The organism is Flavobacteriales bacterium, from assembly GCA_021739695.1.
Taxonomy (GTDB): domain Bacteria; phylum Bacteroidota; class Bacteroidia; order UBA10329; family UBA10329; genus UBA10329.
Genome location: JAIPBM010000007.1, coordinates 137,277 through 151,879, shown reverse-complemented (window position 1 = coordinate 151,879; position 14,603 = coordinate 137,277). Strand labels below are relative to the sequence as shown.

The 14,603-nt window shown below is 46.0% G+C and carries 13 protein-coding genes; all 13 read right to left on the bottom strand.

All coding sequences use genetic code 11. From position 1 onward, the window contains the following. Positions 1-53: 53 nt before the first annotated feature. Entirely contained in the window at positions 54-1,436 is a 1,383-nt protein-coding gene (gene ftsA, locus K9J17_06375) for a cell division protein FtsA (GenBank protein ID MCF8276347.1), read from the bottom strand. Then, positions 1,436-2,233 (bottom strand): hypothetical protein, encoded by a 798-nt coding sequence (locus K9J17_06370; GenBank protein ID MCF8276346.1) that lies wholly within the window; start codon positions 2,231-2,233, stop codon positions 1,436-1,438. The genes ftsA and K9J17_06370 overlap by 1 nt, the downstream gene beginning before the upstream one ends. Further along, a complete protein-coding gene (gene murC / locus K9J17_06365) occupies positions 2,230-3,597 on the bottom strand; it encodes a UDP-N-acetylmuramate--L-alanine ligase (protein ID MCF8276345.1) in 1,368 nt (455 codons plus the stop codon). Before murC ends, K9J17_06370 begins: the two co-directional genes overlap by 4 nt. Further along, the gene (gene murG / locus K9J17_06360; protein MCF8276344.1) at positions 3,594-4,700 is read right to left on the bottom strand and encodes an undecaprenyldiphospho-muramoylpentapeptide beta-N-acetylglucosaminyltransferase; all 1,107 of its coding nucleotides are present in this window, start codon (positions 4,698-4,700) and stop codon (positions 3,594-3,596) included. The genes murC and murG overlap by 4 nt, the downstream gene beginning before the upstream one ends. Further along, positions 4,687-5,871 (bottom strand): FtsW/RodA/SpoVE family cell cycle protein, encoded by a 1,185-nt coding sequence (locus K9J17_06355; protein ID MCF8276343.1) that lies wholly within the window; start codon positions 5,869-5,871, stop codon positions 4,687-4,689. Before K9J17_06355 ends, murG begins: the two co-directional genes overlap by 14 nt. Before the next feature lie 200 nt (positions 5,872-6,071). Beyond that, positions 6,072-6,614 carry a hypothetical protein gene (locus K9J17_06350; protein ID MCF8276342.1) on the bottom strand — a complete coding sequence of 181 codons (543 nt, stop codon included), beginning with the start codon at positions 6,612-6,614 and terminating at the stop codon, positions 6,072-6,074. 20 nt (positions 6,615-6,634) lie between these two features. Further along, the gene (gene murD, locus K9J17_06345; protein MCF8276341.1) at positions 6,635-7,966 is read right to left on the bottom strand and encodes a UDP-N-acetylmuramoyl-L-alanine--D-glutamate ligase; all 1,332 of its coding nucleotides are present in this window, start codon (positions 7,964-7,966) and stop codon (positions 6,635-6,637) included. Further along, complete coding sequence (gene mraY, locus K9J17_06340; GenBank protein ID MCF8276340.1) at positions 7,966-9,216, bottom strand: phospho-N-acetylmuramoyl-pentapeptide-transferase; 1,251 nt, start codon at positions 9,214-9,216, stop codon at positions 7,966-7,968. Before mraY ends, murD begins: the two co-directional genes overlap by 1 nt. Then, complete coding sequence (locus K9J17_06335; protein ID MCF8276339.1) at positions 9,216-10,676, bottom strand: UDP-N-acetylmuramoyl-L-alanyl-D-glutamate--2,6-diaminopimelate ligase; 1,461 nt, start codon at positions 10,674-10,676, stop codon at positions 9,216-9,218. Before K9J17_06335 ends, mraY begins: the two co-directional genes overlap by 1 nt. Then, on the bottom strand, positions 10,673-12,772 hold the full coding sequence (locus tag K9J17_06330; GenBank protein MCF8276338.1) for a transpeptidase family protein: 2,100 nt from the start codon (positions 12,770-12,772) through the stop codon (positions 10,673-10,675). Before K9J17_06330 ends, K9J17_06335 begins: the two co-directional genes overlap by 4 nt. After that, on the bottom strand, positions 12,769-13,137 hold the full coding sequence (locus tag K9J17_06325; GenBank protein MCF8276337.1) for an S-adenosyl-methyltransferase: 369 nt from the start codon (positions 13,135-13,137) through the stop codon (positions 12,769-12,771). The genes K9J17_06330 and K9J17_06325 overlap by 4 nt, the downstream gene beginning before the upstream one ends. Beyond that, positions 13,137-14,033: a 16S rRNA (cytosine(1402)-N(4))-methyltransferase RsmH gene (gene rsmH, locus K9J17_06320; protein ID MCF8276336.1), complete on the bottom strand. Its 897-nt coding sequence runs from the start codon at positions 14,031-14,033 to the stop codon at positions 13,137-13,139. Before rsmH ends, K9J17_06325 begins: the two co-directional genes overlap by 1 nt. Beyond that, positions 14,020-14,493, bottom strand: coding sequence for a division/cell wall cluster transcriptional repressor MraZ (locus tag K9J17_06315; GenBank protein ID MCF8276335.1), 474 nt, complete (start codon positions 14,491-14,493; stop codon positions 14,020-14,022). Before K9J17_06315 ends, rsmH begins: the two co-directional genes overlap by 14 nt. Between the last annotated feature and the right edge of the window lie 110 nt (positions 14,494-14,603).

The window sequence follows — 14,603 nt, the reverse complement described above, 5'->3', positions numbered from 1 at the left end:
AGGCCATTTTCTTTTTCATTTTACTTGTAGCAGAAGCTTAATACTTGCAGCTATTAATCTATTCCTTCATTCATCCATTTTTCGAGCTTGCTTCTGAAATTGGCAAGACCTGAAAATGGGCTGCTTGAGCTTTTTTCCTCGGCCACTTCTCGCGCCACTTCTTCTGCTTCAGAAATGGTATCGGTCGGTGCTTCTTCTTTCGGAATTTCCTTCTTCACAACTGGTGCGCCTTCGCGGCCTTCAGCCCAATCGTCAATGGTCAATCCGCGGGCGGCCAGTTCATCTCTGAACTCCAATCCTTTCATAACCAGACCAACGCCAGTAGAGAAGATCGGGCTCGTGACGTCATCCGGATTTCCAGCTGCTAGATGTTCATTCGGGTAACCAACACGCACATCCATTCCCGTGATGTATTCCATCAATTGTGGCAAGTGACGCAGGTTGGCGCCACCACCCGTGACCACGATTCCTCCGATGAGTTTTTTCTCGTATCCGGAATTCTTGATCTCGTAATACACATGCTCGATGATCTCTTCCATCCGTGCTTGGATGATGCTGGCCAGATTCTTCAGGCTGATTTCGCGTGGTTCACGTCCGCGCAATCCTGGAATGGAAACAATCTCGTTGTCTTTGGCTTCCGTAGCTAGTGCAGAACCGAATTTCACCTTCAGCAATTCTGCTTGATGCTTGATGATGGTGCATCCTTCTTTAATGTCTTCTGAAATGATATTTCCACCAAACGGAATCACAGCCGTGTGTCGAATAATGTTGTCTTGGAAAATGGCGATGTCTGTCGTTCCACCACCAATGTCAACCAAGGCAACACCAGCTTCCATTTCTTCATCGTTCAGTACAGCGGCAGAAGACGCCAATGGCTCCAGAATCAATTCGGTAACCGAAAGACCAGCCTTGTATGCACAACGATGAATGTTCTTTGCAGCAGCAACCTGACCAGTGATGATGTGGAAATTGGCCTCTAAACGGATACCGCTCATCCCTACAGGGTCTTTGATTCCTTGCTCGTTATCCACGATGTATTCTTGCGGAAGCACGTGAATGATCTCTTCGCCAGGTAGCATTTGCAGCTTGTACATGTCGCGGATCAGGTTGCGAACATCTTCCTTGCTGATCTCTGTTTCCAACGAATCACGTGTGTAAATACCACGGTGTTGCAGCGATTTGATGTGCTGTCCAGCAATGCCCACATTCACATACTTGATCTCAATTCCGGTCTTGTTCTGCGCTTCTTCCACAGCTGCTTGAATCGACTGAACCGTTTTATCAATATTGGCCACAACGCCACGGCTCACGCCTAGCGATTCTGATTTGCCGATGCCAAGAATCTCAATCTTGCCATGCGCATCTCGTCTACCAACAATGCAAGCAATTTTGGTTGTTCCGATGTCAAGTCCTACTACGATGTCTGAATTTTCCATTAGCTGTTCTTTTTGGTACAGATGACCTGGTCTTTGTATTTAAGATTGATGTGGGAATATTGATCCCATCCGGTTTTGTTGAGTCCTTTTCGATAGAACAAAAGCAGTTTGTTGAATTTCTGTTCCATCATATCCGTTCTTCCCAGTAGAATGTGGTGGTCGCCAACAGTCGGGATCAATGTCAGTTCACCATTCGGTTCCACTCTGATTTGTTGGATCTGCGCTTTCCAGAAAGCATCTTTTCGGATGAATGTGGCCAGTTCGAATAGCTCGTCCAAGCACGAACGTTTTTTCAAACTGTCGCTCATTTCAGCCACATTATAACGTTGCATGTCATATTGCTTTTCCATGATGAAACCGTTGGCAACGGGCACGCGTGCCGTGTAATTCTCGCTGGTCGGCATCACCGAACCCTCCTTATCCAAGTAGAAACTTTCGCCATCAGCGGTCATCACGCGGATGATCGGTTCGCGCTGATACACTTTCACGGCAAACACGCCATTGTGTTTGGTGTAAACTTCGGCCCGTTTCACAGAAGGATTGGCAGCAATGTGTCGTTCGTAAACCGCAATAGGAATAGAAGTGATCGGTCTTCCAACCAAACTATCGCCTTTGCTCCAGATCATCTCCAGCACATCATCATTTGTCACAAAGAAGTTGCCGCTGTTATTGTCAACCTCAATGCGAATATTCGAACACGGAATCTTGTCCGATTCGCGCGCGCTGAATGCCAACGAAACGAAGAGGCCAATCACCGCCAGAACGTAAACCGATATGTTCAGGATCTTCTTGATCATGACAGTAGTTTATGTTTAATAGGTGCAACCAATTGGTCAATATCGCCTGCGCCCATGGTCAAAAGCACATCTGTGTTTGCTGCCGAGATGGAATCTAAAACAGCCGTTTTGCTTTGTAGATTTTTGTGCTCCGCACTCATCCTTTCAAGCAATGCGCTTGAAGTAATTCCAGCAATTGGTTCTTCGCGTGCCGGATATATTTCGAGCAACGTCACTTCATCCAACTGCGAAAGGCTGTTGGCGAATTCTTGCATGTGATCTTTTGTTCGGCTGAAAAGATGTGGTTGGAAAATGCCTTTCACTTTTCTTCCTGGGTAGAGTTCGCGAACGGAACCGATGCAAGCCGATATCTCTGTTGGATGATGCGCGTAATCATCAATGTAAACCAACTCATCTGTGTTGATGTGCACTTCAAATCTGCGTTTTACGCCTTTGTAAGAAGCCAATCCAGTTCTGATCTCGTCTTCCGAAAGCCCCAATTGATCGGCTGCTGCGAATGCTGCCACTGCGTTCTCCATGTTATGCAAACCTGGCATTCCGAATGTCAGATCCTTCAGAATTCTTGAAGGAGAATGCAGGTCGAATTTGTATTGACCAGACTCAATTGAAAGTGCTGATGTGTAGTAATCGCACTTCTCGCTCAGCGAATACGTAAAGTTTCGTTTTTGCGTGTCGGAAAACGGAAGTCCAAGCCGGTAAATGAGCGTTCCATTTTCCACAAGGCACTCAGTGAAATCTCGGAACGAATTGAGCATTTCATCAGCAGAACCGTAAATGTCCAAGTGGTCGGCATCAACCGAAGTCACAATCGCAATTTCTGGCGATAGCGTGAGGAATGAACGGTCGAATTCATCGGCTTCAACCACCATCAAATTGCTGCTTGTGGATGTGAGCAGATTTGTGTTGTAATTCGTTGAAATTCCACCCAAGAATGCATTGCAATCTTTTGAAGAAGATTTCAGTAAATGCGCAATGATGGAACTTGTAGTCGTCTTGCCATGTGTTCCTGCAACAGCTACTGTATTGTAAGTTCTAGATAGTTCACCTAACACTTGCGAACGCTTTAGTACTTCAAAACCATTTGCGCGGAAATAATTTAATTCAGCATGGTTGGCGGGAACCGCAGGTGTGAAGATTATCAAGGTGTTTGCCGCATCCTTGAATGCATCTGAAATCGCGCTCACATCATCTTTAAAATGAACAGGAATGCCAGCAACTTCCAATTCCTTGGTAAGATCTGTTGGCGTGCGATCATAACCGGCTACGCGTTTGCCTTGCACCGCAAAATAACGGGCAAGTGCGCTCATACCGATACCACCGATACCGATCAGATAGACAGCTTGTATGTCTTTTAGCGCTTTCATGCAGCTTTCGCGATTTTCAAAATTTCCTTGGCTATTTCCTCATCCGCATTCGGAAGCGCAAGCTTCTTGATGTTGGTTCGGAATTTTGCCTGCGTTGCCTCATCTGACATGAGTTTCAGTGATTCTTCGCATGCTCTCGTTCCTGCTTCGCTGTCAGGCACAAGAATCGCTGCGTCAACATCCACAAGCGCTTGCGCATTCTTGGTCTGATGGTCTTCGGCAGCAAACGGGAACGGAACCAGAACAGATGGCTTCGCAACGATGCACAGTTCAGAAATGGAACTTGCTCCAGCACGCGAAAGCACCACATCGGCAACAGCATACGCCTGATCCATCGTGTAGATGAAATCAGACACGAAGAAGTTGCTTGCATTGGCATCAGCAACAGCTTTTTTGGCCTCTTCAATAAAGAGTTTGCCCGTTTGCCAAACCACTTGTACGTCCGCTTTTTTGAAAGCTTCGATGTGAGATTTGACAGCCAAGTTGATGGAACGAGCTCCCAAACTTCCACCAATTACCAGCAATGTTTTCTTGCTTGGGTCGAGGTTGAAGGTCTTTTGTCCTTGCTCGCGTTTTCCTTCCAAATTCAGAATGTCCTGACGAACGGGATTTCCTGTTCGGATGATGTTCTTGGCAGGGAAGAATTTATCCATGCCATCGTAGGCAACGCAAACTTTTTTGGCCTTTGCACCAAGCATTTTATTGGTGATGCCAGCGTAAGAATTCTGTTCCTGAATGACCGTTGGAATACTCATCGAGCTGGCTGCATACATCACAGGACCAGAAGCAAAACCACCAACTCCAACTACCACATCTGGTTTGAACTCCTTGACGATTTTCCGAGCTTTCATCAAGCTACCTATCAGTTTGAGTGGGAAGCCCAGATTCTTGAGCATGTTGCTGCGGTTGATTCCAGCAATATTGAGCCCCTCGATTTCGTATCCGGCAGCAGGAACTTTTTCCATTTCCATCTTGCCCAACGCACCGACAAACAGAATTTCCACATCCGATTGCAGCTTCTTAAGCGCATTGGCAATAGCAATGGCCGGGAAGATGTGTCCGCCCGTGCCGCCTCCTGATATGATCACCTTAACCTTCGACATTGACAAGTTCTGGTTGAGGTTCTTTTTCATTCAAAGAGCGACTTACGCTCAAAATCATTCCGATAGCGATGGAAGTGAACCAGATGGAAGTTCCGCCCATACTCAACAGCGGTAGCGGCTGACCTGTTACAGGGAACAGATTGACAGCCACGGCCATGTTTATGAATGCTTGGAAAATGAGGCTGAATGTGCAGCCAAAAGCCAAGAGCGTTCCGAAAACAGTTGTGCCTTTGTGCACAATTCTCAATCCACGGAAAAGCAGAATTAGGTAGAGAAATAGGATTCCCATTCCACCCACGAATCCCCATTCTTCAATGATGATGGCGTAGATGAAATCTGCGTAAGCACTTGGCAAACGATTTCGTTGAACGCTATTTCCTGGGCCAACGCCTGTTATTCCGCCTGTGGCGATGGCGATTTTTGCCTGCTCGGTTTGGTAATTGGCATCTGCTGTTTCTGGCGTTTCCTCGTTGCTGAAATACGTTTCAACGCGCTGCTTCCAAGTACCGAAACGAGGAAGGACTTTTTCTATTGGAAGGGCGAAGGAAAGAAGGAAAACGAAGGCGCCAGCCAAAGAAATGGCACCTATTAGACCAGCAATGTATTTCAGTTTAACCCGACCGATGAAAAGCACAACTAAAGATGTAGTGAAGAGTACGGCTGAAGTGGAGAAGTTGGCTGGTAGGATCAATGCGCATACCACCAACACGGGCCAAATGATCTGAAGGAATCCTTCCTTGAAATCATCCATTGAATCCTGTCGTTTAGAAAGTTGACGGGCAAGGAACGCGATGAGCGCCAATTTGGCCAAATCGGATGTTTGGAACGAAATATTGATGATCGGCAACGTCAACCATCTGGAAGCGGAGTTTACCGAAGTTCCAGCAATCAACGTTACGGCCAAAAGTGGTATCGAAACCCAGATAAAAATCTGCGCAACGCGCGAAAAGTAATTGTACGGAACCTTGTGTATTCCGTAGATCATGGCCCAACCCAGCACAATGATCATGAAGTGTTTGAATAGATAATATTCGGTGTTGCCACCGTGCTTGTAATGCGCCAAGTTGTTGGTGGCACTATAAACCGCAAGTATGGAAACCAGCGACAGCAGAAACACCACGGCCCAAATGACCATGTCTCCCTGTAGATATTTCCTTACAAATGCGTTCATTTCTTTAATGAGTAATTAGGAATGATGAATTAGGTGATTCATTAGTTCTTTTTCGTGTACATGGTTTTTGTAATTGATGCTAATATTTTCAAATCCTCCGTCTCGTTCCTCGACACCTCCTTTACAAAGGAGGAACCGCATTTGAGCAGCGCGAATCCCCCTTTTAAAGGGGGTGCCGAAGGCGGGGGATTTTTTCATTCCTAATTATTAATTAGCCGCAATACGGCTTTCGTGAATTGATTTCCTCGGTCTTCGTAGCTCTCAAAAAGGTCATGCGAAGAACATGCTGGAGATAGAATGACTTTGTCGCCTGGCTTTGCCAAAGCCACTGCGGCTTTCACGGCTTCATCGGCAGTACTTGCACCAACAATCACTTCAGCATCAGTCAAGAATGTTTTAAAAACCTGCCCATTTTCTCTTCCAAGACAAACCACTGCACGAACCTTGTCAGCCACAAGTTCTTTCAGCATGCTGTAGTCTTGGCCTGCTTGCAAACCGCCCACAATCCAAACTGCAGTTCCTTGCAAGCGCTCCAATGAATACCATGTCAGATCCACATTGGTAGCCTTAGAATCGTTGATGAATTCAATGTCGTTCCAAACACCGATCAACTCTTGACGATGCCGCGTGCTCTGCACATCAGACACACTTTCCTCAATGATCTGCTTTCTCAACTCAAGCAGGCTATTGAACATGGTCTGTTCTGGCGATTGCACTTCCTTATTCCAGTTTTTATCCTTCATTTCTGTTGGTTTTCCTTGGTTTATAGTGATCTGACAGCAGCTTTGAACTGGCGTCCTCGGTCTTCGTAATTTTCGAAAAGGTCGAAGCTGGCGCACGCTGGAGAAAGCAATACTGCGTCTCCTTTCTTACCCAAATAGTAGCTTGCTTTCACAGCTTCCTGTGCGCTTTGCGTATCTACAATGGTTTCAATTATTCCTTCGAATGCTTTATGTATTTTTTCGTTATCCGTTCCAAGACAGATGATGGCCTTCACCTTGTCTTTGACCAATTCCGCAACCATTGAATAGTCATTGCCTTTATCAACTCCGCCCACGATCCAGATCACTGGCTGGTTCATGCACTCTAGCGCATACCATGTAGAGTTGATGTTTGTGGCCTTACTATCGTTGATGAACTCGATTCCTTGAACCTTTCCAACTGGCTCAAGTCGATGCTCAACAGCGCTGAAATCGCTCAGACTTTCTCGGACGGTTTCTTTTCGAAGCTCCAAGAGGCGTCCAACAATTCCTGCGGCCATTGAATTGTAGGAATTGTGTTTGCCTTGTAGTGCAAGTTCGTGGATTGACATGGTAAGGTTTGAGTTATTTAGGTTTATGTTGAGATTATTCTGATCAATAAATGCTCCTTCGGCAACGGTGCCGTTGAGGGTAAAAGGGAATCGTTTTGCTTTTTGCGAGTCGTTCAGCGCAGCAAGGATGTTTGCGTCATCAGCGCAGTAGATGAAGGCATCTTCTTCGGTCTGATTTTGCGTGATTCGCATCTTGGAAGCGATGTACGCTTCCATGGTTCTATATCGGTCCAAATGATCTGGTGTGATGTTCATCAACACGGCCAGATTGATGCGGCTATCGAACATGTCATCCAGCTGAAAGCTGCTTAGCTCAAGCACGATGTAATCAAACTCCGTATCGGCCACTTGCCAAGCGAGGCTTTTGCCCACATTACCTGCCAATCCCACATTCAAGCCTGCTTTTGCAAGCATGTGATGAGTGAGAAGCGTGGTTGTGGTCTTGCCATTGGTCCCAGTTATGCCGATGGTTTTCGCGTTAGTGTATTTCATTCCGAACTCGATCTCAGAAACCACTTGAACACCCTTTGCGCGAAGTGCCTGAACCAAAGGAGCAGTCTCAGGAATTCCTGGACTTTTTATAACGAGGTCAGCGTTTAGGATTTTCTCCTCAGTATGCACACCTTCTTCAAAGTCAATATTCCAGCTACGAAGATTTTCGGCATACTTCTCCTTCAGCTTTCCTTTGTCTGAAAGGAATACTTCGTAGCCTTTTTTCTGACCCAAGTAAGCTGCGCCAGCACCGCTTTCGCCTCCACCCAATATGACCAATCGCTCCGCCATTATCTGAGTTTGAGGGTTACCACGGTGATTACTGCAAGCATGATTCCTACAATCCAAAATCGCCCTACGATCTTGGCTTCGTGCATGCCTTTTTTCTGGTAATGATGATGCAGTGGAGACATCAAGAAGATTCTTCTTCCTTCACCAAACTTCTTTTTGGTGTATTTGAAGTAGCTCACTTGCATAACCACGGAGAGGTTTTCCATGAGGAAAATGCCGCACAGAATCGGAATCAGAAGTTCCTTTCTGATGGCAAGTGCGAAGACTGCAATGATGCCTCCCAAAGCCAAGCTTCCGGTATCGCCCATAAAAACCTGCGCTGGATACTGATTGTACCACAAGAAGCCTACACAAGCACCAACAAATGCCGCGATGTATACAACCAATTCTCCCGAACCGGGGATGTACATGATATTGAGGTAATCGGCAAAAATGATGTTACCCGACACGTAAGCCAATATGCCCAAGGTGACGCCTGCAATGGCCGATGTTCCAGTTGCAAGTCCGTCCAAACCATCGGTAAGATTTGCTCCGTTGGAAACGGCTGTTACGATGAAAATGACGATTGGGATGAAGACCAACCAGCCCCAGTCTTTCGCTTTTTCTCCTAGGAAGAATAGGAGTGAGCTGTAATCGAATTCGTTGTCTTTTACGAACGGAATGGTGGTGACAAGGGAATGTTTTGCTTCGTCATAAACGGGAGTGCGTTGGAGCTCTACCGTTTTTCCATCAATAACTGTTTCAACCGTTTCGCCACCGCGAATCAATCGGTCTTTGATAGCTACATCATCATTGAAATAAAGCGTGCAGCCAACGATGATTCCAATGCCGATCTGCCCCATTATCTTGAACCTTCCGGCCAAACCTTCCTTGTCTTTTTTAAAGACCTTGATGTAGTCATCTGCAAAGCCAATGAGGCCCAACCAAACGGTGGAAACCAACATCAGAATGACATAGACGTTATTTAGTTGTGCAAATAGTAGCGTTGGAATTACTATGGATGACAGAATGATAATTCCGCCCATGGTCGGTGTTCCCTGCTTGGCTACTTGTCCGGCTAGGTCAAGGTCTCGGACAATCTCACCCACTTGCTTTAGTTGCAAGAATTGAATCACCTTTTTGCCAATAAGCATGGAAATGATCAGCGAGGTGATTATGCTTGCAGCAGCTCGGAATGAAATGTATTGGAACACGCCTGCTCCTGGCAGGTGGTAATGTGATTCTAGGAAGTCGAACAGATAGTATAGCATCAGTAGATCTGTTTCAGGTTTGTGGTCAATACTTCCATGTCGTCAAATGGCGTTTTCACACCTTTCACTTCTTGGTATTTCTCGTGGCCTTTGCCAGCAACGAGAATGATATCGCCTGGTTGAGCCAACATGCAAGCCGTGCGAATTGCTTCTGCGCGGTCAATGATGGTCACGGCCTTGCGGATAAGCACAGGGTCAAGACCCGCTTTCATCTCATCAATGATGGTTTGCGGATCTTCGCTTCGCGGATTGTCTGAAGTAAGTATCACCTTATCGCTTCCTTCAGCAGCGATGCGCGCCATTTCAGGTCGCTTGGTTTTGTCGCGATCGCCACCGCAACCCACAAGTGTCACCAGTTTCTCATTACCAGTTCGCAGTTCGTGAATGGTCGAAAGCACATTTTCCAGAGCATCTGGTGTGTGTGCATAATCCACAATTCCTAGAATATTGTTCTCGGTTTTAATGAACTGGAATCGACCATCTGGAGAATGGAGATTACTGAGTGTGGTCAGAATCTGCAACTTCTCTTCTTTTAGTTCTAGCGCTGCGCCATAAACGCTGAGAATATTGTAAGCATTAAAAGAGCCGATCAATCTTGTGATCACTTCCTGTCCGTCAATGTTTAGAATAAGTCCGGTAAGGTTGTTCTCAAGGATCTTTGCTTTGCGACCAGCCATCGATTTCAAACCGTAGGTCACAATCTTGGCTTTGGTGTTCTGTACCATCACCTCACCGTTCTTGTCGTCCATATTCACCACAGCAAAAGCCTTAGATGAAAGCCCATCGAACAGCATTTTCTTGGCAGCGATGTAATTCTTGAATGTCTCGTGATAATCGAGGTGGTCGTGAGTGATGTTGGTGAAAATTGCACCCGTGAATTCCAACCCGGCAACGCGATGCTGATGCAACGCATGCGAGCTCACCTCCATGAAACAGAACTCACAGCCAGCATCGACCATTTCGGCCAATAACTTGTTCAGGTTTACTGGGTCTGGAGTTGTGTGCGTAGCAGCCACAACCGTATTGTTGATGAGATTCCTTACCGTTGATATCAGGCCAACTTTGTAGCCCAATCCTTTGAAAAGTTCGTAAAGAAGCGTGGCCGTGGTTGTTTTTCCGTTTGTTCCCGTCACGCCAACCAGTTTCAGGTTCCGCGATGGATTGTCGTAGAAATTCGAAGCAATCACGCCTGCTGCGTAGCGGCTGTTCTTCACTTGAACGTAGTTGACGTCTTTCTTCAATACATCTGGAAGTACTTCGCAAACGATGGCTACAGAACCTTGCTCTATTGCTTTCTGGATGAATTCGTGTCCATCCGTCAATGTGCCTTTTACTGCAACGAAGAGCGAAAATTTCTTCGCTTGTCTCGAATCAATGCAAACGTTCTCGATGGCCACGTTTGTGGAACCGACCACTTCCTCAATGCCCGCCCTGTACAATATGTCTTTCAGTAATTTCATGATAGACGAATGATGATTTCGCGACCTTCGGTCACGCGGGTTCCAGGAATGATAGATTGATTGCGGACCACACCAGAACCTTGCATGTTCACTTTCAGCCCCGCATTTTCTAGTAGGAAAAGGGCATCCATTGCACCCATTCCAACCACGCGCGGAACAAGGTTTTCGATAACCTCTTGCTCGGTTATTTTAATCGATGAAGAATCTGATGAAGCGATTGCCCATTGAGCATCTGGATCTTTGATCTCAGTTTTGATGTTCAGTGTTTCGAATGCTTTTACCAGGTCTCGTTTCTCAGATACTTTCGAGAAAGGAAGGAGTTCGTTGTCTGAAGTCGGATCAGCTGCAATTTCATCCAACATTTTAACCTGAGTGGAGTAGACCTTGTCTGAAATTTCTTTGAAGATCGGGCCAGCCACCAAGTTGCCGTAATAGACAGAACTCGTTGGTGAATCCACCACTACAATGCAGGTGTATCGTGGTTTCTCAGCAGGGAAATAGCCTACGAAAGAAGCTTGGTAGCTCTTGTCGCGATGGTAGCTTCCGCCTTTGGAAATCTGTGCAGTTCCGGTTTTTCCGGCAATCTTATAATTGGCGTGTTTAAGGTTGCTTGCGGTGCCATGTTCCACAACTCCCTCCATCATTATTTTCAGCTTGTCAACCGTGCTCTGAGAGCAGATCTGCTTGTTAAGCACAACGGTTGGGAATTCCTTTTCAACGGTTCCGTGGTTGGTAATGTAATCCACAAATTTTGGACGCACCTTCACTCCGTTGTTGGCAATCGCATTATACATGGTCAAGATCTGCAAAGGCGTTTGCAGCACTTCGTAGCCGATACTCATCCAAGGCAACGATATACCTGACCAACTTGGGTCTTTTGGCGAAGGGATGGACGACACACCTTCTCCATTTATTTCAAGACCCAACGGTTCATTTAACCCCATGGCTACCAAGCGGTCAACAAACTTTTGCGGGTCTTTTTGGTAATACTGATTTACCAATTTGGATACACCGACATTTGAAGAAATCTCGAACACTTTTGCTACAGTGATCTTGTTGTAGACGCCTGTTTTGGAGTCTTTCATTGTGGCGTTGTAATACTTTTTGATGCCACCTTCTATGTCAACAGAATCCGTTAGGTCGATGTATCCATCTTCCAATAAACAAAGCAGGCTTGCCAACTTGAATGTTGACCCAGGTTCGGTGGCCGAGCCGATGGCATAATTGTAAGTTTCTGCGTATGATCCATCTTCTTGCTCGGTCAGATTTGCGATGGCTTTTATTGCACCCGTTTCAACCTCCATTAAGATGGCACAACCATGATGAGCGCGATGCTTTTCCAATTGCGTCTGTAGTGCATGCTCTGCAACGTCCTGAATATTGATGTCAATGGTTGTGACCAGATCCGATCCATCTTCTGGTTCTACTTCGTTCTCGTCATTCAGTGGTTTCCAGTTTCCACCGGCAATCTTTTGCATCAGACGTTTTCCGCCAACACCCGAAAGTTCCTCAGAGTATGCACCTTCCAGTCCAACACTAAAACCTGGTCGGTCGTAACCGATGGTTCTTGCTGCAAGCTGCTTGAACGGCTTCGCACGTTTGTTGTGCTGATTATAGATGAGTCCACCGCTGTATTTTCCAAGATTGAAAATCTCAAACTCGCGAAGCGCTTTCAACTCCTTGTGTCCAACTTGTCTCTTTAAAAGGTAATACTGGCTTTTGTTAAGTCGAGCCTGAGTTAGTTCGCGCCTGTAAGCAGTGGCCGATTTGTCCTTAAATAGGTTAGCTAATTGTTGTGATAGTTTATCGATATGGTCGTTAAAGTATTCGTCTTTTAACGATGGAACGGCTGCATCCCAGCGTATCTCATAAATGGGTTCTGAGGTTGCCAATAGACTTCCGTCAATAGCGAAAATATTACCTCTGGCAGCCTCAATGTTGCGAAATGCAGTGGTTTGAGTTTCTGCTTTTTGCTTCCATTGTTCGCCTTGAACGAATTGAATTTGAGCAACGCGAGCCACAATGGCAATCGCGAAAAGGCACATCAATCCATACGATAGATAAACGCGGTTTTTTATTTCCTTCTCGTGGCTCAAATCTCAGGATGTTCGTCTTGTTTAACCACGATTTTCTTTGGTGGAACCACGCTTTCGTAAATTCCCATTGGAGCAACTGCCTTTGCAACTTCGCTTTGCTTACTCAAAAACATCAGTTCTGAACGAGTTGAGATGAATTCAGATCGCAGTTCCTTGATCTCTCGGTTCAGTTTTTCCATGCCTATCACTGTACCTTCTCCAAAATGGCTGTTGCCGATATAGAAGATGCCAATGCCGAATAGGTATAGCAGGAACGGGATGTTGTTCAACACGTTATCGCGTGTCAGAAAACTTCCGTCAAGCACACCAAGAATGCGTTTTGCAACGCCTCTTTCCTCTGTGGTATTTTCTACTTCCTCACTCATCAGATTCGTTCTGCAATTCTGAGTTTTGCACTTCGTGCACGTGGATTCCGAGCTATTTCTTCATCGCTTGGAATAATCGGTTTTCTTGAAATCGCATTGAATGGAACAAGTGGTTTTCCGAAGAAATCCTTTTCCACTTTTCCCTCAATATTTCCGCTTCTTACAAGGTTTTTAACCATTCGGTCTTCCAACGAGTGGTAAGAAATTACCACTAAGCGACCTCCTTCATCTAAAATGTCTGGCATCTGTAGGAGCATATCCTTCAGCGCGTTCATTTCATCGTTCACTTCTATTCTAATGGCCTGAAACACGCGTGACAGGAAGCTGTTCTCTTTTCCCCATTGTGCCATTGGAGTGATCAGCGTTTTGAACGCTTCAATCGTCTCAATCGGCCTGGTGGCACGTTCAGCCACAATGGCTTTCGAAAGTTTCCAAGCTTCCTGTAGGTCAGCGTTGTCTCTGAAGATGCGAGAAAGTTCTTCAACTGAATATTCGTTGATGATCTTGTAAGCGGTGAGCTCAATCCCTTCGGACATGCGCATGTCTAACGGACCATCGGCACGTGTACTGAAACCTCTACTTGGCTCATCTATTTGAAAGGATGAAATACCAAGATCGGCAAGAACTCCATTGACAGGAATCGCCTTAAAATACCGCAGGAAGTTGCGCACAAACCTAAAGTTGTGTGGTATGAAAGTAAAACGTGCGTCCTGCAGCAGGTTCATTTGTGCGTCTTTGTCTTGGTCGAAGGCATACAGATGCCCGTCTTTCAAGTGCTTTAAAATCTCTCGCGAATGCCCACCCCCACCGAAGGTGAGATCCACGTAAATCCCGTTGGGATCGATCTTTAAACCGTCAACGCATTCCTGTAACAGGACGGGGTCATGGTAGGTCATCAGCCCCGTCTTTAAGGCTGCCCATGACTTCTTCAGCCAGTGTGGCAATGTCTGTTTCAGGATTGCTCAACGCTTTCTCATATGCATCCTTGTCCCATATTTCCACATAGGTTCCAGCGGATGCGAGAACGATGCTGTTGGTGATTGAGCTGAATCCCATCAGATCTTTTGGGATTAGCAACCGGCCAGTAACATCAAGTTCAACGATCTTGACCCCAGCGGTGAACAATCGAATGAACTCGACATTCTTGCGCACAAACCTGTTCAGTCTGTTCACCTTACTCATCTTGTCGTTCCACTCGCTCATCGGGTACAGTTCAATGCATTTCTCGAACATGCCGCGCTTCATCACGAAGCCGCTTTCGAGCTCAGACATCAATTGCTTCTTCAATGCTGTTGGCAGCATGAGTCGGCCCTTGGCGTCCACTTTGCATTCATATGTGCCGATAATATTGGTCACTCTACACTAGGATTTATCAGGTAAAGTAATGGATTATCTCCCACTCTTTACCACAGTTTACCACAACTGTTGAAAACTTTATAGCTCAAAAGTAGCTAAAGGTTACGATT